Raw genomic sequence first — 20951 nt, 5'->3', positions numbered from 1 at the left:
CGCTCTGCCTCAGGAGTCGTCATGCAACTCTCTTCCTCTGGTCTCTCCACTCCCGGCCTCAATCGACGCACGCTGCTGCGGGGGTTGGGCGGGGCGGTAGCGCTAGGCGCCGGCCTTCCCCTGCTGAGCGCCTGCGGCGGCAGCGCCACGGCGACTGACCCGAAGACCGTCACGGTCGGCTCCAACGCGTCGGACGCTGTGCCGAAGAAGGCGTTCGCCGACATCTACGCGGCCTACAAGAAGAAGTCCGGCATCACGGTCGACGTGAACACCAAGGACCACAACACCTTCCAGGAGCAGATCAACTCCTACCTGCAGGGCACGCCGGACGACGTGTTCCACTGGTTCGCCGGATACCGCATGCAGTTCTTCGCGGCCAAGGGCCTGGCCACGCCGATCGACGACGTGTGGAAGACCATCGGCAGCAACTTCCCCGTCGCGATGAAGGTGCTCAGCCAGGGCGAGGACGGCAAGCACTACTTCGTCCCGCTGTACACGTATCCTTGGGCGCTGTTCTACCGGAAGAGCGTTTTCAAGCAGTACGGCTACGAAGTTCCCACCAAGTGGGACGACTTCGTTGCCCTGTGCAAGCAGATGAAGAAGGACGGGCTCGTCCCGATCGCCTTTGGCGACAAGGACGCCTGGCCCGCGATGGGCACCTTCGACCAGATCAACTTCCGCGCCAACGGCTACGACTTCCACGTCGAGCTGATGGCCGGCGGGGCCTCCTGGACCGACGCCAAGGTGCGCAAGACCTTCGACCTGTGGGCCGAGATCCTCCCGTTCCACCAGGAGGGCGCCGTCGGCCGCACCTGGCAGGACGCCGCCCAGACGCTCGCCTCCAAGAAGGCCGGCATGTACCTCCTCGGCACCTTCGTGGCCCAGCAGTTCACCGACAAGGCCGCCCTGGAGGACCTCGACTTCTTCGCCTTCCCGGAGATCGACCCGGCGTACGGGCAGGACACCGTCGAGGCGCCGACTGACGGCTTCATGCTCTCCAAGGCCCCGAGGAACAAGGCCGGTGCTGTCAAGCTGCTGGAGTATCTGGGCACGCCGGAGGCCGAGGCGCTCTACCTCAAGTCAGACCCGAGTGTCGTCGGGGCTTCCAGGACGGCGGACACCTCCTCGTACACCCCGCTGCAGAAGAAGGCGTACGAGATGATCTCCGGCGCGAAGCACCTGACGCAGTTCATGGACCGCGACAGCCGCCCGGACTTCACCGCCACGGTGATGCAGCCCGCGCTGCAGAAGTTCATCCGCGATCCGAAGGGGATCGACAGCCTGCTCTCGTCGATCGAGCGCCAGAAGAAGAGGATCTTCGCTTCCTCATGACTGTCACACGGAACACCGGTACCGGGACCGAAATCACGAGCACCCCGGGGGCGACGAATCCCCCGTCCCCGCCCCCGGGGCCCCCGGAGACGCAGTTGGCAAAGGGGAGGAGCCGGCGGGTACGACAGGGGCACCGACGGCTGTTGACCCGACGCGACCGGTTCACTCTCTGGCTCATGGTCGGCGTGCCGACCGTCCTGCACATCGCCTTGGTGTGGGTCACCGCGCTGGCTTCGGTCGGGCTGGCCTTCACCACCTGGGACGGCATCGGCTTCGACTCGATCAAGTGGGTCGGGCTGGACAACTTCAGGGAACTGTTCACCAGCAACCCGCAGTTCTGGCCCGCCGTGCAGCACAACGTCATCTGGCTCGCTGTTCTGATCCTCGTACCCATGCCGTTGGGGATGTTCCTGGCGGTACAGCTGGACAAGAAGATCCGGTTCAGCAGGGTCTACCAAGCGGCCTTCTTCCTGCCCGTTGTGATGTCCTTCGCCGTCATCGGCTTCGTCTGGCAGCTCGTCTACAACCCCGATACCGGACTGATCAACAGCCTCATCGGGGCCAACAAGCCCGGTCACTACATCGACTGGATCGGTGACCCCGACCTGAACCTCTGGGCCGTGCTGGTCGCCGCGTGCTGGCGGCACACCGGCTACCTTATGATCCTTTACCTGGCAGGCCTGAAGGGCGTCGACCCCGCGCTGCGGGAGGCGTCCGCGCTCGACGGGGCCAACGAATGGCAGACGTTCAAGAACGTCGTCTTCCCCACCCTGCGGCCCACCAACACCATTGTCCTGGTCGTCACGATCATCGAGGCCCTGCGCGCCTTCGACCTGGTCTTCGTCTTCAACAAGGGCGCCGAAGGCACTGAGTTGCTCTCGATCCTCGTGACCAACAACATCATCGGCGAGTCCAGCCGCATCGGATACGGCTCCGCCATCGCGGTCGTGCTGCTGCTGATCTCGCTCGCCGTGATCATCCCGTACCTGGTGGCCACCTTCCGGAAGGAGCGGCGATCGTGAGCACCTTCCCCGCCGCGCTCAGCAAGCAGCGCACCCCCCTGCGCCCGGCCCGGATCCTGCTGCACATCTTCCTTGCCGGCACCGCACTGGCCTGGCTCGCCCCGCTGCTCTGGGCGATCCTCGCGGCCCTGCGCCCGTACGGAGAGACCAGCACCAAGGGCTACGTGTCCTGGCCCGACAAACTGAGCCTCGACAACTTCACCAACGCCTTCCAGCAGTCGGACATGCTGCACTACTTCGGCACCACGCTGCTGATCGCCGTGCCGGCGGTGCTGTTGACGCTGTTCCTGTCCTCGATGGTCGCGTTCTACGTCAGCCGCTTCGACTTCCGCCTCAACCTGGCGCTGCTGCTGGTCTTCACGGCCGGCAATCTGCTGCCGCAGCAGGTCATCATCACCCCGCTGTACCGGCTGTATCTGCTGGTCGACCTGCCCGGCATCACGATGAGCGGCAAGCTGTACGACTCCGCGCTCGGCCTGGTGCTGATCCATGTGGCCTTCCAGTCCGGCTTCTGCGCCTTCGTGCTCAGCAACTACATGCGCTCCCTGCCGCACGAGCTGACCGAGGCCGCGCTGGTGGACGGCGCCTCGGTATGGCGTCAGTACTGGCAGATCACCCTGCCGCTGTGCCGCCCGGCGATGGCGGCCCTGGCCACGCTGCTGTCCATCTGGATCTACAACGACTTCTTCTGGGCCATCGTCCTGATCTCGACCGGCGAGAACATGCCGATCACCTCGGCCTTGAACAACCTCTCCGGGCAGTACTTCACCGATCCCAACCTGATCGCCGCCGGCGCCCTGCTCACCGCGATCCCGGTCCTGATCGTGTACTTCGTGCTGCAGCGCCAGTTCGTCAGCGGGCTCACCCTCGGCGCCAACAAGGGCTGATAGTCGGCTCGCGCTGCCCCCCGTTCCGCCTTCCCACCCTCATTCCCCTGGAGCGGGTATTGAACACAGAGCGGCAGCTGTCCCTCTCCAGCACGAGCGCCCACGCCCCACGACATCCATCCCGATCAAGAGCAGGAGACTCCGGACAGATGAATGCCGACCTCTGCTGCAGGTGCAACCGCTGGACAGACGCCCCCATTTCCGTGGGCCTCATCCAGTGGTCGAGCGCCCCCGACCGGACGCTCTCCATCTGCCCGGACTGCATCCCTCGTTTCACCTGAGTCCCTCTCGCAGCCGACGAACCCCCATCTGTCCCGCACCAGCAGCCGCCGGCGGGGCGCCGATGACGGCGTCGCCGACTGCGGTGACGACGGCCTCGCCAGAATCCTGCCGAGCTGCCGTCGAACACCTCCGGGAAGTCCGCTGAACGGGACTCGGCCGAAGGCCGACAGCGGACGCACCCCACTTCCAATCCCTCGATCTTGGCCCCACCCCGCACGGCATGTCAGCCCCTGACCAGGGTGGGGTCAACCCTCATTCCCGATCAAGCCCAGCACAGATCGACGAATGGGACCAAGAGCCGCCCGAGGGTGGGTTCGACTCTCCTTCCCGAAGCCGCCCTCCCGTTCACGAAGGAGCAACGATGCTCAGACGTTTTCTCACGCCGTTGCTGGCTGCCTGCGCCAGCGTGCTCGCACTACTGGTGGTTGCGCCGCCCGCCCAGGCCGCCCCGGTCACCCTGGACAACCCCAACGATTTCATCGGGACCAATGGCGACCCGGTCGACGCACACGGCGGCGGGATGATCAAGCACACCGATGGCTACTACTACTGGTTCGGTGAGAACCGCCACCCGAACTACACCTTCAAGGCCGTCTCCGTCTACAAGTCGGCCGACCTGAAGAAGTGGGAGTGGGTAGGCGATGCCCTCAACCAGGCGAGCGATCCCGAGCTGAAGTCCGCCAAGATCGAGCGTCCCAAGGTGATCTACAACAGCACCACCAAGAAGTTCGTCATGTGGATGCACAAGGAGAACGCCACGGACTACGTCGAGTCGAGGGCCGCCGTCGCCGTCTCCGACAAGATCGAGGGTCCCTATGACTATCTGAGCAGCTTCCAGCCGCCGAGTGGCAACGACACCACCCAGACCACTGAGTCCCGGGACATGACGCTGTACGTGGACAAGAACGCGGACGGAAGTGAGACCGCCTACCACGTAACGGCCGCCCAGGACAACGCCGACCTGCGCATCTACAAGCTCAACGCCGACTTCACCGGGTACGCCGACAATCCGTTGGTCGCCAACCCCTGGCCGGGCCAGAAGCGGGAGGCCCCGGCGCTGTTCAAACGTGACGGTGTCTACTTCATGCTGACCTCCGGCCTCAGCGGCTGGAATCCCAACCAGCAGATGTACGCCACCGCCGCCAGCATCGCCGGCCCCTGGACGGAGATGAAGGAGGTCGGTGACGGCATCGCCTACAACTCCCAGACCACGTTCGTCCTGCCCATCGAGGGCACGTCGGGCAACACCTCGTTCCTGTACATGGGCGACCGGTGGGCCGGCGCCGCCATGAACGGGAAGGGCCCCGTCAACGACTCCACGTACGTCTGGCTGCCGTTGACCTTCCCGACCAAGACCACCATGAACCTGCCCTGGTACCCCAAGGTCGAAATCGACGCGGCGGCGGGGACGGTCAAGGGCGTGGGCGGCGGCCCCTACTACAACCTCGTGGCCCGGCACAGCGACAACTGCGTCGACGTCAAGGACAACTCCGCGGCCGACAACGCCCACGTCATCCAATTCGACTGCAACGGCGGCCTCAACCAGCAGTGGCGTCTGGAGGACGCGGGCGGCGGCTACTACCGCATCCTCGCCCAGCACAGCGGCAAGTGCCTGGATGTCGAGGGTGGTTCCACCGCAAAGGCCTTCGTCAACCAGTACAACTGCGGCAGCGGCCACAACCAGCAATGGAAGTTCGAGGATCAGGGCAACGGCTACTACCGCCTGGTAGCCCGGCACAGCGGACTTTGCCTGGAGGTCCCGGAGGGCTCCGCCGGGGACATCCGCCTCATCCAGCTCAAGTGCGGAACCGGCACCAACCAGCAGTTCAAGCGGCTCACCGCTTGACCCCCCTGGACCGACGCGGTTGTGCACACCGCCCGACGCCTGCATCGCGCCTTGCGAATGTCCATGTACGGCTTCGGTTTGTCGATGGTCGAGCCCGTGGGCCATGCTCATGCTTCTGGCCATGCAAGACGCCCAGGTAAATCCGGACCCAACACTGCGAGCCGTACGAGTGCCAGTCCTGCCACAGACGGTTGCACCGCCCCGGCCCGAACCCTAGCTCATCCCCCTTGCCGTCAGTGGACAACGGCCATCACGGCGCCGCGCCGCCGCCGGGGGTCAGGGCATCGGGGCGGGTGCGCATCCCAACCCCTCGAAGTCGTAAGGAGCCAGCGTGCTTCGAATATCCCGGGGCCATTATGCCCTGTTCGCAGTTATGGCGATGATACTGAGCGTGATATCCGGGGTGGCGACTCCCCGCGCATACGCCGCAGTCTCGACATCGATCACCGTCGACGGCACCAAGCCGGGCCGGGTGTTCGACGGAGCCGGCGCGATCAGCGGAGGTGGAGGGAACACTCGACTGCTGGTCGACTATCCCGAACCGCAGCGCAGCCAGATCCTGGACTACCTGTTCAAGCCCGGCGTCGGCGCCTCGCTGCAGGCACTCAAGCTTGAGATCGGAGGGGACACCAACTCCACCGACGGCGCCGAACCCAGCCACGAGCACACCAGGGGCAAGGTGGACTGCGACGCCGGCTATGAGTGGTGGCTGGCCCGCGAGGCCCAGGCCCGAAACCCGAACATCACGTTCTCCGCCCTGGCTTGGGGCGCACCGGGCTGGGTCGGCGGCGGGGACTTCTGGACCAACGACACGATCGACTACCTGATGCGCTGGATGGACTGCGCAAAGCAGAACAACCTGGAGATCGACTATCTCGGCGGCTGGAACGAGCGGGGGTGGAAAGCCTGGTGGTTCGTCGACCTCAAGAACGCCCTCAAGTCGAAGGGCTACGCGACCAAGGTCGTGGCAGCTGAGCACAACTGGGATGTCGTCGACGAGATGGAGAGAAACGCGGCGTTCCGGGAGGCGGTGGACGTCATCGGCGTGCACTACCCGTGCGGCTACTCGGGCACGGCAGCCATCGGCAACAACCACGCGACCACCGCCTGCCCCGAGTACAACACAACAGATCCCTTGTCTGACTGGAACCGCAACCAGAAGGCCCAGAACATGGGAAAGCAACTGTGGGCCAGCGAGAACGGATCACAGGACACCGAGGCGGGCGCCGCGAACGTGGCGCGGGCTCTCAACCGGGACTACATCGACGGTCGGATGACCTCGTACTACAACTGGCCGCTGATAGGCGCGCTCTACCCGAACACCTACTTCGCCTTCAATGGACTTGTGTCAGCCAACCAGCCCTGGTCGGGCCACTACCGGGTCGGCAAGACCACCTGGGTCATGGCCCACACGACACAGTTCACAGAGGTCGGATGGCGGTACCAGGATTCCGCCAGTGGCTATCTGGGTGGTGACCGCTCCAACGGCAGCTATGTGACGCTGCGAGCACCCGAAGGTGGTCACTACAGCACGATCATCGAGACGACGCAGGCCACCGCCGAGCAGACCCTGGATGTCCAGGTCACCGGCGGGCTGTCAACGGGTCAGGTTCACGTGTGGGCCACGAACGTCAACACGAACTCGGACAGTTCGTACGGTGATGACAACTTTGCGCACACCACCGATGTCACCCCCTCCGACGGCAAGTACACCGTGACCCTGAAGCCCGGCCGCGTCTACACGCTGACCACGAAGGCCGGGGGAGGCAAGGCCGCGACGACACCGCCGGCGGTCGGCTCGCTGAGCCTGCCGCAGTACAACGACTTCCAGACGCCGGGCATCACCGAGTCTCCGAAGTACTTCACGGACATGAACGGCGCCTTCGAGACCGTGACCTGCGGTGGCGGACGCGGGGGCACGTGCCTGCGTCAGATGGCCACGGCCACGCCGATCCGCTGGACCAACGAGAAGTACGACGCGCCGTACACCTTCATGGGCGACGACGCGTGGAGCAACTACACCGTCAGTGCGGACGCCATGCTGGAACAACCCGGCGCAGTGGAACTCCTTGGCCGCGTGGGCATGCAGGGCAGGAACAACAACGGCCTGGAGGCGTACCGTCTGCGGGTGAGCGACACGGGTGCCTGGTCGATCCTCAAGAGCGACAAGGAGTGGAACTTCACCACCCTGAAGAGCGGCACCACAGCGGCCCTCGGCACCAACCGCTGGCACTCCGTCGCCCTGACCATGCAGGGATCGACCATCACCGCCAAGGTCGACGGCACAGTGCTGGGCAGCGTAACCGACTCGACCTATGCTCACGGCCGCGCCGGCCTGGGCACGGTCGACTCCGTTGACGCGACGGCAGTGAGCGGATACAAGACGCAGCAGTTCGACGCCTTCTTGGTCGCGCCCGGGACCGATCCGACCCCCAAGCGTGTCGGCGCCATCCCTTCGGGCATCTCGAACATGTGCCTGGACCTCCCCGAAGGCAAGCTCGAGAATGCAACTCGGGTGAAGACCTACCAGTGCAACAACAGTTTCGCGCAGACCTGGACCTACAACCCGGCCGACGACACGATCAGGATCGGCGGCACCTTCTGTCTGGATGTCCCCAGGAAGGCCACGACGAACGGCACCAAGGTTGAGATCTACACCTGCAACGGTGGATACAACCAGAAGTGGACGCAGCTAGCCGACGGCAGCCTCCGCGGCACACAGTCCGGGCGATGCCTGGACGTCCCGGCGTTCGCCACCAGCCCTGTCGAGGTTGAGATCTACACCTGCAACGGCGGTAACAACCAGAAGTGGAAGCTCCCCGTCTAGGAAGTTGGCGGAGATCCCCTGTCATCCAGGAGATCTCCGCCCCACCTCGACACATCCAACAGCGGCATCCCCCTGCCGCTCCTCTGTCCGTGTGGCCGTCGCCGACGCCATCAGATCTGATCTCCGCCACTCGAGGATCACGGTGTAGTCGGCTCGCGCGACAGGGCCATTCCCTCCCGAGAAGGACGTGCGACATGATCAGTCCCAGACCAGTGTCCGCAAGGACGTGCGTGGTCTTCGGCGCCCGGAACCTGGCCGAGGAACGCGCCCGTCTCATCGGCATCATCGGTCTGCGGCTGACGGTCGTCCGCGGCCACGCACCGAAGGCGGCACCGTGGTGAGCGCCCCCGACTCCGTCACCGACCCGCCCCGCACAGCCGACCCCGCTGACCGGATGGACGAGCGGCACACAACTGTTTGGGACCTGACCGGCGCACCCCACCCGGTCCGGCACGCCCGCCAGGTCGTGCTCGACCAGCTCGCCGAGCACATCAACGATCCAGGCCGGCTGGAAGACCTGGCCGTCATGGTCTCCGAGGCGGCTACGAACGCCACCATCCACGCGCCCGGCCCCTGCGAGCTGCGGATCGTCTCCCACGCTGGGCTCCCGCTGTTGATCGAAATCGCAGACACCGGCGACCAACTCGACATCATCGCCGCCCGGCTCGCCGCTGGAGCCGACCCGGACCAGCTGGGGACGCTGCTGGACGGCGGCCGGGGTCTCGGCATCATCGCGCGGCTCTCCGGGGGCCGTTGCGCAGTCCACCCCACCCGCCTCTACTCAACCCCCGCCGACGGCAAATCCGTCTGGTTCGCCATCCCCGGCCCTGCCCACTGAACCCCGCTCCTTCGAGCTCCGTGGTCCCGGGCAGACACCTGCGCGGATCGACGGCACCCCGGGCGAGAACGCACGTGCTGATCACGCAGAAGCCATGGGGCTGGCGGCAAGAGGTGGACTGCCGGACCTTCGGATGCCCCGCGCCGGGCCCCTCACCACGCAAAGACCCAAGAAAAAGGTTCTCATGCGAATAACCAGACGTCTCGCGGTCCCGGTCGGCATGGGCCTCGCGGCATGCGCCCTGACCGGGACCGGCGCTACGGCCCACGCGGCCTCGGCAGCTCCCGTCTCCGGCACCGTATACACCCTGACGAACGTCGCGAGCGAAAAGCTGATTGACGTCAAACTCGCCTCGACCGCCCCCGGCGCACCCGTGATCCAATACACGTGGAACAATGGAGCCAACCAGCAATGGTTGCTGACCCGGACCAGCTCCGGCGCCTACACCATCAGGAGCGCCAACAGCGGCCTGTGTCTGGACACACCCGCCCCGCAGAGCCTCATTCCGCAGCTCGTCCAGAACCCCTGCGACGGCTCCGGCAAACAGCAATGGAAGCTCCAGCCCGCCGGCGACGCCTACAACCTTGTCAACGCCGCCAACGGCCTGGTCGTCGACAACAAGCAGTCGTTGGTTAACGACGGCAACGAGATCATCCAGTGGACGTCCAATGGAGGCGACAACCAGCGCTGGACCCTCACCCCGGTCTCCGCCCCGCTCACACGGGTCGGCACCTACACCGTCGGCCTGATGAAAAACGGTGAATCGTTCACCGACAAGAGCATCCGCATGGTCGCACACACCACCGTCGCGGGGTCCCAGCTCCGCGTCCGACTCAGCAACCGCTACAGCACCGGACCGCTGACCATCGACGCCGTCGACCTCGCCAGGGAAGGCAGCACCCCCGGCACCGCCGTCCCCGGCACCCATCGCACCGTCCTCTTCAATAAGAGCGCCTCCGTCACCATCCCCGCCGGGCAGGACATCGCCAGCGACCCGATCCCGATGGACGTGGCCGCGGACACAAACCAGCTCGTGAGCCTCCACGTGTCGGGCACGTCCCCCGCCGCCACTTGGCACTATGAGGCACAGCAGCGGGCCTGGGTCGCCTCCGGCAACCACGTCGCCGAAGACGGCCTCGGCAACTACCCGACAAACAAGTCGTCCTGGTACTTCCTCGAAGGCCTGGACGTCATCTCCTCGACCGCCACCGGAACCCTGGTGTGCGTCGGGGACTCCATCACCGACGGCGTCGGTTCCACTTGGGGTGCCAACCGCCGCTGGCCCGACTACCTCGCCCGGCGCATGAACTCCGCCTCCGGCGGCCCCACCCTCGGCGTCGTGAACGCCGGCATCGGCTCCAACCGGATACTGACAGACGCCGGGTGGACCAACCCAAGCCTCAAGAGCCGGTTCGGCCGGGACGTGCTCGGCCAGCCCAACGTCAAAACCGTGATCCTGCTGGAGGGCATCAACGACATCGGCAACAACGCCGGCCCGAACGGGTCCAGCCTGACCTTCGAGGCTCTCAGGGACGGCTTGCTGAGCGTAATCAACCAAGCCCACGCCGCCGGCGTGAAGATCATCGGCGGCACGATCATGCCCTACTACGGGTTCAACTACTGGTCGGTTTCCGGCAACGAGATCCGCAAAGCCATCAACCAGTGGATCCGCACCAGTGGCGCCTTCGACGGTTTCATCGACTTCGACAAGGTGATGCAGGACCCAAGCAACCCCGACCGCCTCAACCCCGCATATGACTCTGACCACATACACCCCAACGACGCCGGCTATCAGGCGATGGCCAACGCCGTGAACCTCGCCCAGCTCACGCCGTAACACCGTGGCGCGGAGCCTCGGCGGCCCCGCTGTTCAAGAGCGCGGACGCAACGCGCACGACCCGGCCCTGCCGCGCCCGCCCGCGCACGCCGACGTAGAACGGCTGTTGCGCGGCGGCCGCGGCACGGTCCGCATGATCCGCTCGCCCCCGAACTGGCGAACGGACTGGCCGCCACAACGTTCAACGAACCCTTCCCCCTGGAGAGCCGCATGTCCCACACCACTGCACGAAGTTGGATCAGGCGCATCACCGTCCAGGTGCTCGCCGCCGTACTCGCCTTCGCCGGCCTGGCCACCCTCGACCGGCCGGAGTCTTCGGCGCCCCTGTCCGCCGAACCGGCTGCCGTGAGCACCTCTCAGACAGGTGTCACCCCGCCGCCGATGGGCTGGGCGTCGTGGAACAGCTTCTTCAGCAGCATCGACCACAACGTGATCAAGCAGCAGGCCGACGCCCTGGTCTCCTCGGGTATGGCCGCCGCCGGCTACAAGTACGTCAACCTCGACGACGGCTGGTGGCAGGGCGCCCGTGACGCGAACGGCAACATCGTCGTCGACGAGAACCTGTGGCCCGGCGGCATGAAGGCGATCGCCGACTACATCCACAGCAAGGGCCTCAAGGCCGGCATCTACACCGACGCGGGCAAGGACGGCTGCGGCTACTACCACCCCACCACCCGGCCGGCGGCGCCCAACACCGGTATGGAGGGCCACTACCAGCAGGACCTGGAGACCTTCCAGCGCTGGGGCTTCGACTTCGTGAAGATCGACTTCTGCGGCGGCAAGAAGGAGGGCCTGGACCAGGAGACGACGTACAAGCAGATCGCCGCCGCCAACGAGGCCGCCTCGGCCGTGACCGGTCGCAAGCTGGTGCTGTCGTTCTGCGAGTGGGGCTCCGGACTGCCGTGGAACTGGGCGCCGGGATACGGCGACCTGTGGCGTACCAGCGTCGACATCCTGCAGAAGGACGAGACCCCGCAGCTGACCAAGATGTACTACAACTTCGACGAGGCTCTGCAGCCCGCGGCCCAGCACACCGGGTACTACAACGACCCCGACATGCTGATGGTCGGCGTGAACGGAATGACCGCCCAGCGCAACCGGCTGCATATGAGCCTGTGGTCGATCGCCGGCGCCCCCCTGCTGGCCGGGAACAACGTCGCCACCATGAGCGCGGAGACCCGCGACATCCTCACCAACCCCGAGGTCCTCGCCGTCAACCAGGACCCGCGCGGCCTGCAGGGCGTCAAGGTCGCCGAGGACACCCGGGGCCTGCGGGTGTACGGCAAGGTCCTCTCCGGCACCGGCAAGCGCGCGGTCATGCTGCTCAACCGCACCGGCTCCGACGCGAACATCACCGTCCGCTGGGCCGACCTCGGCCTGACCCCGGCCTCCGCCACCGTGCGCAACGCCTGGAGCCGCACCGACGCCGGATCGTTCGCGACCAGCTACACCACCTCCGTCCCGGCGAACGACGCGGTACTGCTGACCGTTTCCGGTACCGAGGCCTCCGGCTCGACGTACGAGGACACCACCACCGCCGCCACCCCCACCTTCAGCAACGTCACCGCCTCCACGGCGGGCACCAAGCTCGTCGACATCACCTACGCCAACGGCGGCAGCACCGCCCGCAAGGCCACCATCCAGGTCAACGGCCAGTACAAGTACGTCGTGGCCTTCCCGCCCACCGGCTCGGCCACCACCTATCGGACCGTTTCCCTGCTCACGCACCTGGCCAAGGGGGCGAACACAGTCAGGTTCGCGGCGGTCTCCGGCAGCACCACCCCCGACATCGACGCCCTCCGCGTCCAGGGCATCCCCGGCACCGACGGCGCGGCCCTCGTCGGCGCCGCTTCCAACCGCTGTGTGGACATCGACAAGAACGCCCGCATCAACCCCACCCCCAAGCCACAGTTGTGGGACTGCTCCGGCGGACGCAACCAGACCTTCCAGCAGACCTCGCGCGGCGAACTCGTCGTCTACGGCGACAAGTGCCTCGACGCCGTAGACGACAACGAGGACGACAAGGTGGTCATCTGGGACTGCCACGGCGGCGCCAACCAGCAGTGGACCGTCCACTCGGACGGCACCATCACCGACCTCAAGGGCAAGTGCCTGGACGCCTCTGGCGCGGCAACCGCCAACGGCACCCAGCTGATCCGGTGGCAGTGCAAGGGCCAGGCCAACCAGAAGTGGACCCTCACCTGACATACGTCGCAACGGCCACGCGGTGAGGCGTGCGAACCGCGGCACAGCCAGCAGGTGATGCGGACGGCCGGCACCAGCCTGCCGTCCGCTGCGTCATACAGCCCGCCGTGCCCGCAGCGGTGTTCGCCCACCCCGAGGGGCGGCGTGGCCACGAGACCGGTCGAAGTGACAGATGTAAACGGAACGACCAGGGCGAAGGCTGAAAGCCCGAACAGAAAGGAGCGCACTCCATGCTGGACGAGGTGTCCCCACAACCCAGTCGCCGCGTCGTGGTCGGCGGTGGACTGGCCGTCGGAGCCGCCGTAGCGGCCGGTTCGTACCTGTCCGCGACACCGGCGGAGGGCACGCCCGCCGCCGAAGCGATGCGACAGGTCTCCCTCACCGTCAACGGCGAGCGCCTGAAGCTCGCCGTCGACCCGCGCAGCAGCCTCCTCGACACCCTGCGCGACGAGGTCGGCGTCACCGGCCCCAAGAAGGGTTGCAACCAGGGGGCGTGCGGGGCGTGCACCGTGCTGCTCGACGGACAGCGCGTCCTGTCGTGCCTCACCTTCGCGGTCCTGCACGACGGACAGGAGGTCACCACCGTCGAAGGCATCGCCGACGGCGACCGCCTGCACCCCGTGCAGCAGGCCTTCATGGACCACGACGCGTTCCAGTGCGGTTTCTGCACCTCCGGACAGATCATGTCGGCTGTCGCGCTGCTCGAGAAGGAGCAGCCGGGGATCACCGAGGACCGCATCCCCGAAGCCATGAGCGGCAACCTGTGCCGGTGCGCGGCCTACTGCAATATCAGGGACGCGATCACGTCGGCCTCGGCCACGATGGCGAAGGGGCGGTAGGCGTGCAGCCGTTCCAGTACGTTCGCGCACGAAGCGTCGGCGAGGCGGTCGGCCTCCTCGCCCGCCACCCCGAGGCAGAGGTGATCGCCGGGGCCACCGATCTGACCACCCTGATGCGCGACGGCATTCGCCGACCGAGCCATCTCATCGACCTCAACGGGCTCGCCCTCGACGAGATCTCCGCCCTGCCGGACGGCGGGCTGCGCATCGGCGCGCTGTGCCGTAATGCCATTGACGACCCGCGGGTTGTGCGGGGTTTCCCCGTCCTTGTCGAGGCGTTGCGCTCGGGTGCGTCCCCGCAGATCCGCAACCGCGCCACCTTCGGCGGCAACCTCCTGCAGCGGGTGCGCTGCCCCTACTACCGACAGCCGGAGTTCGACTGCAACCGCCGCGAGCCGGACTCCGGCTGCGCGGCGCTGGAGGGTGACAGCAGCCGACACGCCATCCTGGGCACCAGCGGCTCCTGCATCGCCGTCCATCCGTCCGACTGCGCCGTCGCGCTCCAGGCACTGGACGCCGAGATCGTCGTCCGAGGGCCCCGTGGGGAGCGACGTATTCCCATCGACGCCTTCCACCGACTGCCGGGCCGCACGCCCGAGCGTGAAGTCATGCTGCGCGACGACGAGATCATCCTCGCGGTCGAGCTGCCGGGCCGTGCCTCCTCGGCGCACTCCCACTACGTCAAGTTCCGCGAACGCGCCTCGTACGCCTTCGCGCTGGCGTCCGCCGCCGTCGCCGTGGAGGTGCGCGGCGGCACGGTCCGCTCGGCCCGGATCGCGCTGGGCGGCGTCGCGCCCAAGCCCTGGCGGGCGAGGGCGGCGGAGCACGCCCTGCTCGGCCGGCCCTTCGACGAGGACGCCATCGACGCGGCCGCCCGCGCGGCGACCAAAGGCGCGGCCCCGCGCCCCGACAACACGTACAAGGTGAAGCTGGCCCAAGCGGTCGTGCGGCGGGCGCTCACCGAACTCGGAGGTGCGCGATGAGGTCCAGGACCGAGGTTCCCGAATCCGGGATCGGCGCGCCGGTCAACCGCGTCGAGGCGCGCGACAAGGTCACCGGCTCGGCCCGCTACACCGCGGACGTGCACCTGAGGGGCATGGCGCACGTCACCATCGTCACGAGCACGATCTCCGCGGGCCGGGTGAACCGTATCGACACCACCCGTGTCCTGGCCGCACCCGGCGTGCTCACCGTCATCACCCACCGCGACCGGATGCCGTGGCGGAGCACCCCCGCCGACACCGGTTACCTCGAGAATCGCTTCCCGCTCGCCGACGACAAGATCACCTACTACGGGCAGCACCTCGCGATCGTCGTCGCCAAGAGCCTGGAGCAGTCCCAGCACGCCGCGTCGCTCGTGGACATCGACTACGAAGTGCACAAACCCGTGCCTACGTTCGAGGAGGCGTTGCCCGACGCCTATACCGCGAGCGGACGCCTCATCAGGCCGCCATGGCCGCAGCACCTGGTGCTCCCGCCCGGCGCCGACCCGCTGGCGGCACTGGCCGGCGCGGACGTGCGTATCGACTCCACCTATCGGGTGCCGCACTTCAGCCACGTGCCGCTGGAGCCGGGCGCCGTGGTCGCCGACTGGTCGGGCGGCACGCTCACGCTGCACGACTGCAGCCAGGACGTGCACGGCCACCGGGAGGTCGTGGCCGCCGTGTTCGGGCTGCCGCCGGAACGCGCCCGGGTGCTGTCCCCGCTGGTCGGCGGGGCGTTCGGCAACAAAACCGACGTGTGGGGGCACTCCCTGCTCGCGGCGCACGCGGCCAGGGTGGTCCGACGCCCCGTCAAACTCGTGCTCAGCCGCAAGCAGGTGTTCACTTCGACGGGCCACCAACCGCCGATCGTCCAGCGCATCCGGCTCGGTGCCAGCAGGGAGGGCAGGCTCGCCGTAATCCTCCACGACACCGTGAACGCGACCGAGGTGCGCGGCGACCGGCCCGAGCCCGCCATCATCTCCACCGCCTCCTCCTACGCCGCGTCGGTCCTGGCCGTGGACGCGAAGATCGCGAAGGTGAACATCGGCCCGTCCATCAGCCTCCGCTCCCCGGGCGACGCCCCCGGCTCGTTCGCCCTGGAGAGCGCCATGGACGAACTGTCCTACCGCCTCGGCATGGATCCACTGGAGCTGCGCCGCCGCAACCACCTGACCACGGATCCGCTGAGCGGCAGGCCGTGGAGCGCCAAGCACCTCCTTCAGGCCTACGAGATGGGAGCCGAGCGCTTCGGATGGGCCCGGCGCACGGCCGAGCCCCGCTCGATGCGCGACGGCGGCGAACTGGTCGGCTACGGCATGGCCACCGCCGTACGCGGCGAAATCCCCGACCAGGCGCGGGCCGAGGTGGAGATCCGCGCCGACGGGACGGCCCAAGTGCGCACGGCCACACAGGAGATCGGCACCGGGGCCCTCACACTCGTTGCCCAGATCACGGCGGCGGGCACGGGGGTGCCCCTGGGCAGGGTGGCCGTCCGCCTTGGCGACACCGATCTGCCCAGGACCGCGGGCAACGCCGGCTCGCGCACCACGGGCTACACCGGCTCCGCTGTCCACCTCGCCGCGGAGAAGGCCCGCCGGGCCGCGGTGCGGATGGCCGTCACCGACCCGGACTCGCCCTTGTACGGGCTGGCGGACGGCGAGGTCGAGGCGGCCGACGGGAGGCTGTTCCACCGGGACGACACCAAGCGCGGGGAGACGTATCGTGCCCTGCTGGCCCGCCACGACGGCAAGCCGGTTGTGGCCGAGGCAAGCTACACCCCCCGGACCTCCCATGCCGTGGCCACATTCGGCGCGCACTTCACCGAGGTGCGGATCGACCCGGACCTGCCGAGGGTCCGCGTCACCCGGCACGTGGCGGTCTTCGACGTCGGCCGGATCACCAACCACAAGGCGGCCAGGAACCAGGCCCAGGGTGGCATCGTGTTCGGCATGGGCTGGGCGCTGATGGAGAAGCTGACGCCCGATCCGGTCTCCGGCCGTTACATCGACCCCGCGCTCACCGACTACCACATCCCGGTGAACGCCGATGTCCCCGACATTGAGGTGCTGTTCATCGACGAGCCCGACACCATCGCGCATCCGCACGGCAGCAAGGGCATGGGCGAGGTGGTCTCGGTCGGCGTCGCCGCGGCCATCGCCAACGCCGTTCATCACGCCACCGGCAAGCGGATCACCGACCTGCCGATCACCCCCGACAAGCTGGTGGGCTGACGCCGTGCGCGACATACTTCCGCAGCTGGCGGGGTGGTGGCGCGAGTCCCGGCCGTTCGCCCTGGCCACCCTCGTCGACGCGGTCGGCAGCACGCCGTTGCCGGTGGGCACGGCGATGGCCGTCGACAGAGAGGGCGCGGTGCTCGGCGCGATCAGCGGCGGCTGCGTCGACGCCGACGTCGCCGCGACCGCGCAGGACGTGCTGCGCGACGGCCGCCCCGTGCTGCGCCGCTACGGGCCCGCCGGCCCCGGTAGCGGACCGTTCGACGTCGGTCTGACCTGCGGGGGCACGATCACGGTCTGGATCGAGCCGGTGCCGCCGGACGACGCCTGGTGGCTGCCCGTCCTGGCCGCGGCGGTCGGGGCCGGGCGCCCCGTCGCTCATGCCGTCCGGCTGAGCAGCGCCGGCCCCGGCCACCTGGTCGTGCTGCCGGACGGCGGCCGGGAGGGCAGCGTCGGCGCGGGCGAGGTGGACCGCGATGCCGAGGCGGCGGCGCGGCGTCTGCTACCCGAAGGCGGCACCGCGGTTCTTGGCTCCGGTCCGCATCCGGACGTCTTCGTCGCCGCACACGCCTCCCCGCCGCTGCTGGCGATCGTCACCTGGACACCGGTGGCCCGGCCCTTGGCCCGGATCGGCGGCGAGCTCGGCTACCGGCCGGTCGTTCTGGAGCACCGCCCGGTGTTCGCGGCGCAGGCACGGGACGCCGGTGTGGAGGTGCTCCCCGGGCTGCCGCAGACGGGGCTGCGCACCCTGCGCGGCGAAGGCGCGCTCGACGGCCGCTCCGCCGTCGTGGTGCTCACGCACGACGCGCGGGTCGATGTTCCGGCGCTGCTGGAAGCCGCCGACGTGGGCGTCGGTTACCTTGGCGCGATCGGTTCGGCGGCGACGGTCCGTGACCGGAGCGGACGGCTGCGCGACGCCGGACTCGACGAGGCGGGGCGCTCGGCGATCCACTCGCCGATCGGCTTGCCCCTCGGCGGTCGCGCCCCGGCCGAGGTCGCCACGGCGATCGCGGCCCAACTCGTCGCCGTACGGGTCAGCCCACGGCATCCAGGTCCGCGTCGCGCAGTTGGGAGCGGCTGCTGATGCCCAGCTTCGGGAACACCTTGTACAGGTGGTAGCCGACGGTCCGCGGGCTCAAGGAGAGCCGCGCGCCGATCTCCCGGTTGCTCAGCCCCTCCGCTGCCAGCCGGGCGACCTGCAGCTCCTGGACCGTCAGCCGAGCCGATGGATCGCCGCCACGCCGCCCTGGCGCACCGCCCGCCGCACGCAGCTGGGCGCGGGCGCGCTCCGCCTCGCCCCGCGCCCCGAGGCCCGCCAGCGTCTCCAGGGCCGAGCGCAGCTGTGCTCTGGCCTCGCCCTCGTGCCGGTTCCGCCGCAGCCACTCGCCGTACAGCAGCGCCGTGTGCCCCCGGGCGAGCGGAGCGTCCGCCGCGCCCGCAGCCGAAAGGGCTGCCTGGAAGTGCTTGTCCGCCGCGTCTCCCTCCGCGAGCAGGGCGCGGATGCCGTGCCGGGACAGCTCGGGCCAGGCCAGAGTGCTCTGCTCCGACCACTCCTCGAACGCCCGCGCCGACTGTTCGGCGGCTTCCCTGCGGTCCGCGCGCACCTGCGCCTCCACCACGTCGAGGATGGCCTGCCGGGCCACCCGGCCGTGGGCGAACGGTGAGCCTGGCTCGCCGAGCGCCGCCAGCCGTTCACAGGCCTCCGCGTAGTCGCCGGCGGCGAGGGACAGCCGCCCCAGCGCCCACTGCGCGGTGCCCGCCGCCGACCTGTTGCCCTGCGGCACCGCCAGAGCTTGGGCGCGTTCGGCGTGCGCGCGGCAATCCGCAGCCTCGCCGCGCCCGGCGGACATAAGGGCCAGCACCGCAAGCAGGTCCGCCTCCAGGACGGGCTGCCCGACGTCCCGGGCCATCCGCAATCCCTCCTGCGCGTGCGTCTCGCACTCGGGCCACAGTCCGGTCCGGTACTCCAGGTCCGCGAGCCACGACAGGAGGAGTCCGCGGACCGCCAGCGTGCCGGACGTTGCGAAGTGGTCGCAGGCTTCCAGGATGAAGGAGCGGGCCATCCGGGGGGAGGGCCCGAGGTTGCTCAGCGCGGCGGGCCACACGTGGAGGTGGGCATCGTTGCGGCTGAGGCCCTCTGGCGCGGCCTGGAGGATCCGCCAGGGGGTCAGCCCGTCCAGGGGACGGCCTACGATTGCGTCCGCCAGCCAGCTCCCGTACCGGGCATACCCGGGATCCTCGCCGCCGGCGGCCTCGATGAGCCGCGCGGCCCGCAGGGCCTCGTCCGTCAGGTCGGCGCGCAGCGCCCCGTCCACCGCCATGAAGGCCAGGGTCACCACCTTCTCGGGGGACCGGTCGGCCAGAGCGCCCGCACTGGCCAGGAGCCGGGCTGCTGCCGCCTGCTGATCGCCGCCCCAGAGCTCCATCATGCCCCGTAGCCGGTCCAGTTCCAGCTGGGTCTCGGCGTCCGCGGGCCGGGACAGCGCCTCCCTCAGCAGGGGGTGGGCGAGCTGCGGGCTGCCCGACTTCCAGGCGGCGTGGGCCGCGGCGGCGAGCCGCCTGGTGTGCTGTTGCTCCGTGGGGCTCAGCAGCGCGGCTCGGTGCAGTACGGCCGCGGCCGCGGCGAGTCCACCCCTGCGGCGCACCGTCTCCGCGCTGGCTTCCAGCGCTTCGGCCAGGTGCTCGTCGGGGCCGGTGGCCGCGAGCGCGCGGTGCCACACGGCCCGTTCGTGCTGCCCGCCCTCCGGGTGTTGCGTCGCCAGCTCGTCTGCCAGCGCGCGATGCGCGAGCGCACGTCGGCGAGAGGAGGCGTCGGCGTACACCGCGGCCCGTACGAGCGGATGCCGGAAGCGCAGCCGGGCACCCGACACCTCCTCCAGGTACCCGGCGGCCTCCACGACGTCCAGTGCCTGCTCGTCGACCGCCAGCCGTCCGGCTGCGGCGAGCACGGTGGCGGTGTGGCCGTTGTCTTCCGCTGCCGCCACCAGCAGGAGGGTGCGGGCCGATTCGGGCAGTTCCCGGGTGCGTTCGGCGAAGACCTCGCGAAGGCGCAGGCTGAGCGGGGCAGTGCCGGTGAGCACGACCTTCTCCGCGACCTCTGCCGGACTGCCGAGCCGGATCAGTTCCTGCAGCGCCAGCGGGTTGCCTCCCACGGCGGCGGCGACGGCGCGCCTGGCCGGACCCGGTGTCCCCCACCCGTGCTCGTCGAGGAGGGCGGACGCGGCGTCCGGGGCGAGCCCGCGGAGTGTGAGCTGTGGCAGGTCCTGGGTGGCCTCCCCGGCTTCGCGGACGGCGGCGAGGAAGGCGATGGAGCGGCCCTTGAGGCGGCGGGCGGCGAAGAGCAGCACACCGGCGGTGGCCAGATCGAGCCAGTGCAGATCGTCCGCGACGAGCAGCAGGGGGGTGCGGGCCGTGGCCCGTTCCATCAGGGACAGCGCGGCCGTACGGACCATCAGATCCGCGGCGGGCGCGCTGGACTGGCCCAACGCGCTGCGCAGCGCGGCGGCTTGATCGTCCGGCAGCTCCGGCAACTGGTCGAGCAGCGGCGTCAGTAGCCGCTGCAGTCCGCTGAAGGCCAGGGCGACTTCGGCCTGGACGCCCGAGCAGGTCAGTACACGCGTGCCGCTGTCGGTCGCAGCAACGGCCCGCCGTAGCAGCGCCGTCTTCCCGACCCCGGCATCCCCCTGCACGATCAACGCTCGGCCCCGGCCCGCACTGGCCTCGGCGACAAGCCGGCTCAGTGCCTGGAGTTCCTCCTGCCGCCCGTAGAGCATGTGGTGAGGCTACCTGGGGCGGGCCTTGGGATGTCGGCCTGTGCAA

14 protein-coding genes are annotated in these 20951 nt (G+C 68.7%); 13 read left to right on the top strand and 1 reads right to left on the bottom strand.

The window, feature by feature from the left end; translation table 11 throughout:
• Positions 1-21: 21 nt before the first annotated feature.
• From ACIHCQ_RS19240 to ACIHCQ_RS19180, 13 genes are all read left to right on the top strand, one after another.
• Complete coding sequence (locus ACIHCQ_RS19240) at positions 22-1332, top strand: ABC transporter substrate-binding protein (protein WP_399663474.1); 1311 nt, start codon at positions 22-24, stop codon at positions 1330-1332.
• A complete protein-coding gene (locus ACIHCQ_RS19235; protein ID WP_399663471.1) occupies positions 1329-2354 on the top strand; it encodes a carbohydrate ABC transporter permease in 1026 nt (341 codons plus the stop codon). The genes ACIHCQ_RS19240 and ACIHCQ_RS19235 overlap by 4 nt, the downstream gene beginning before the upstream one ends.
• On the top strand, positions 2351-3241 hold the full coding sequence (locus ACIHCQ_RS19230; protein WP_399663468.1) for a carbohydrate ABC transporter permease: 891 nt from the start codon (positions 2351-2353) through the stop codon (positions 3239-3241). The genes ACIHCQ_RS19235 and ACIHCQ_RS19230 overlap by 4 nt, the downstream gene beginning before the upstream one ends.
• Positions 3242-3884: 643 nt before the next feature.
• On the top strand, positions 3885-5369 hold the full coding sequence (locus tag ACIHCQ_RS19225; protein WP_399663466.1) for an RICIN domain-containing protein: 1485 nt from the start codon (positions 3885-3887) through the stop codon (positions 5367-5369).
• A 373-nt stretch (positions 5370-5742) separates the two neighbouring features.
• Complete coding sequence (locus ACIHCQ_RS19220) at positions 5743-8196, top strand: ricin-type beta-trefoil lectin domain protein (protein WP_399663464.1); 2454 nt, start codon at positions 5743-5745, stop codon at positions 8194-8196.
• A gap of 194 nt (positions 8197-8390) precedes the next feature.
• Complete coding sequence (locus ACIHCQ_RS19215; protein WP_399663462.1) at positions 8391-8537, top strand: hypothetical protein; 147 nt, start codon at positions 8391-8393, stop codon at positions 8535-8537.
• A complete protein-coding gene (locus ACIHCQ_RS19210; protein WP_399663459.1) occupies positions 8534-9034 on the top strand; it encodes an ATP-binding protein in 501 nt (166 codons plus the stop codon). The genes ACIHCQ_RS19215 and ACIHCQ_RS19210 overlap by 4 nt, the downstream gene beginning before the upstream one ends.
• Positions 9035-9218: 184 nt before the next feature.
• Entirely contained in the window at positions 9219-10871 is a 1653-nt protein-coding gene (locus ACIHCQ_RS19205; RefSeq protein WP_399663457.1) for an RICIN domain-containing protein, read from the top strand.
• Between the two features lie 210 nt (positions 10872-11081).
• Complete coding sequence (locus ACIHCQ_RS19200) at positions 11082-13076, top strand: ricin-type beta-trefoil lectin domain protein (protein WP_399663455.1); 1995 nt, start codon at positions 11082-11084, stop codon at positions 13074-13076.
• 230 nt (positions 13077-13306) lie between these two features.
• Positions 13307-13915 (top strand): (2Fe-2S)-binding protein, encoded by a 609-nt coding sequence (locus ACIHCQ_RS19195; protein ID WP_399663454.1) that lies wholly within the window; start codon positions 13307-13309, stop codon positions 13913-13915.
• 2 nt (positions 13916-13917) lie between these two features.
• Entirely contained in the window at positions 13918-14898 is a 981-nt protein-coding gene (locus ACIHCQ_RS19190) for an FAD binding domain-containing protein (protein WP_399663451.1), read from the top strand.
• Positions 14895-17129, top strand: a complete 2235-nt coding sequence (locus ACIHCQ_RS19185) for a xanthine dehydrogenase family protein molybdopterin-binding subunit (protein WP_399663448.1) — start codon at positions 14895-14897, stop codon at positions 17127-17129. The genes ACIHCQ_RS19190 and ACIHCQ_RS19185 overlap by 4 nt, the downstream gene beginning before the upstream one ends.
• Positions 17130-17133: 4 nt before the next feature.
• The gene (locus ACIHCQ_RS19180) at positions 17134-18216 is read left to right on the top strand and encodes an XdhC family protein (RefSeq protein WP_399663446.1); all 1083 of its coding nucleotides are present in this window, start codon (positions 17134-17136) and stop codon (positions 18214-18216) included.
• Here ACIHCQ_RS19180 and ACIHCQ_RS19175 read toward each other — a convergent pair.
• Positions 18167-20905: a helix-turn-helix transcriptional regulator gene (locus ACIHCQ_RS19175; protein WP_399663444.1), complete on the bottom strand. Its 2739-nt coding sequence runs from the start codon at positions 20903-20905 to the stop codon at positions 18167-18169. The two genes, ACIHCQ_RS19180 and ACIHCQ_RS19175, sit on opposite strands and share 50 nt — an antisense overlap.
• Between the last annotated feature and the right edge of the window lie 46 nt (positions 20906-20951).

Source organism: Streptomyces sp. NPDC052236, assembly GCF_044548015.1.
Taxonomy (GTDB): domain Bacteria; phylum Actinomycetota; class Actinomycetes; order Streptomycetales; family Streptomycetaceae; genus Streptomyces.
The sequence above is the reverse complement of the archived record's forward strand: the minus strand, read 5'-3'. Positions and strand labels throughout refer to the sequence as shown.

What these genes read in the sequence shown, in the direction of transcription:
- ACIHCQ_RS19200 (WP_399663455.1), top strand. Translation starts at nt 11,082, where the DNA reads ATGTCCCACACCACTGCACGAAGTTGGATCAGGCGCATCACCGTCCAG.
- ACIHCQ_RS19220 (WP_399663464.1), top strand. Translation starts at nt 5,743, where the DNA reads ATGGCGATGATACTGAGCGTGATATCCGGGGTGGCGACTCCCCGCGCA.
- ACIHCQ_RS19240 (WP_399663474.1), top strand. Translation starts at nt 22, where the DNA reads ATGCAACTCTCTTCCTCTGGTCTCTCCACTCCCGGCCTCAATCGACGC.
- ACIHCQ_RS19215 (WP_399663462.1), top strand. Translation starts at nt 8,391, where the DNA reads ATGATCAGTCCCAGACCAGTGTCCGCAAGGACGTGCGTGGTCTTCGGC.
- ACIHCQ_RS19225 (WP_399663466.1), top strand. Translation starts at nt 3,885, where the DNA reads ATGCTCAGACGTTTTCTCACGCCGTTGCTGGCTGCCTGCGCCAGCGTG.
- ACIHCQ_RS19235 (WP_399663471.1), top strand. Translation starts at nt 1,329, where the DNA reads ATGACTGTCACACGGAACACCGGTACCGGGACCGAAATCACGAGCACC.
- ACIHCQ_RS19185 (WP_399663448.1), top strand. Translation starts at nt 14,895, where the DNA reads ATGAGGTCCAGGACCGAGGTTCCCGAATCCGGGATCGGCGCGCCGGTC.
- ACIHCQ_RS19205 (WP_399663457.1), top strand. Translation starts at nt 9,219, where the DNA reads ATGCGAATAACCAGACGTCTCGCGGTCCCGGTCGGCATGGGCCTCGCG.
- ACIHCQ_RS19175 (WP_399663444.1), bottom strand. Translation starts at nt 20,905, where the DNA reads ATGCTCTACGGGCGGCAGGAGGAACTCCAGGCACTGAGCCGGCTTGTC.
- ACIHCQ_RS19195 (WP_399663454.1), top strand. Translation starts at nt 13,307, where the DNA reads ATGCTGGACGAGGTGTCCCCACAACCCAGTCGCCGCGTCGTGGTCGGC.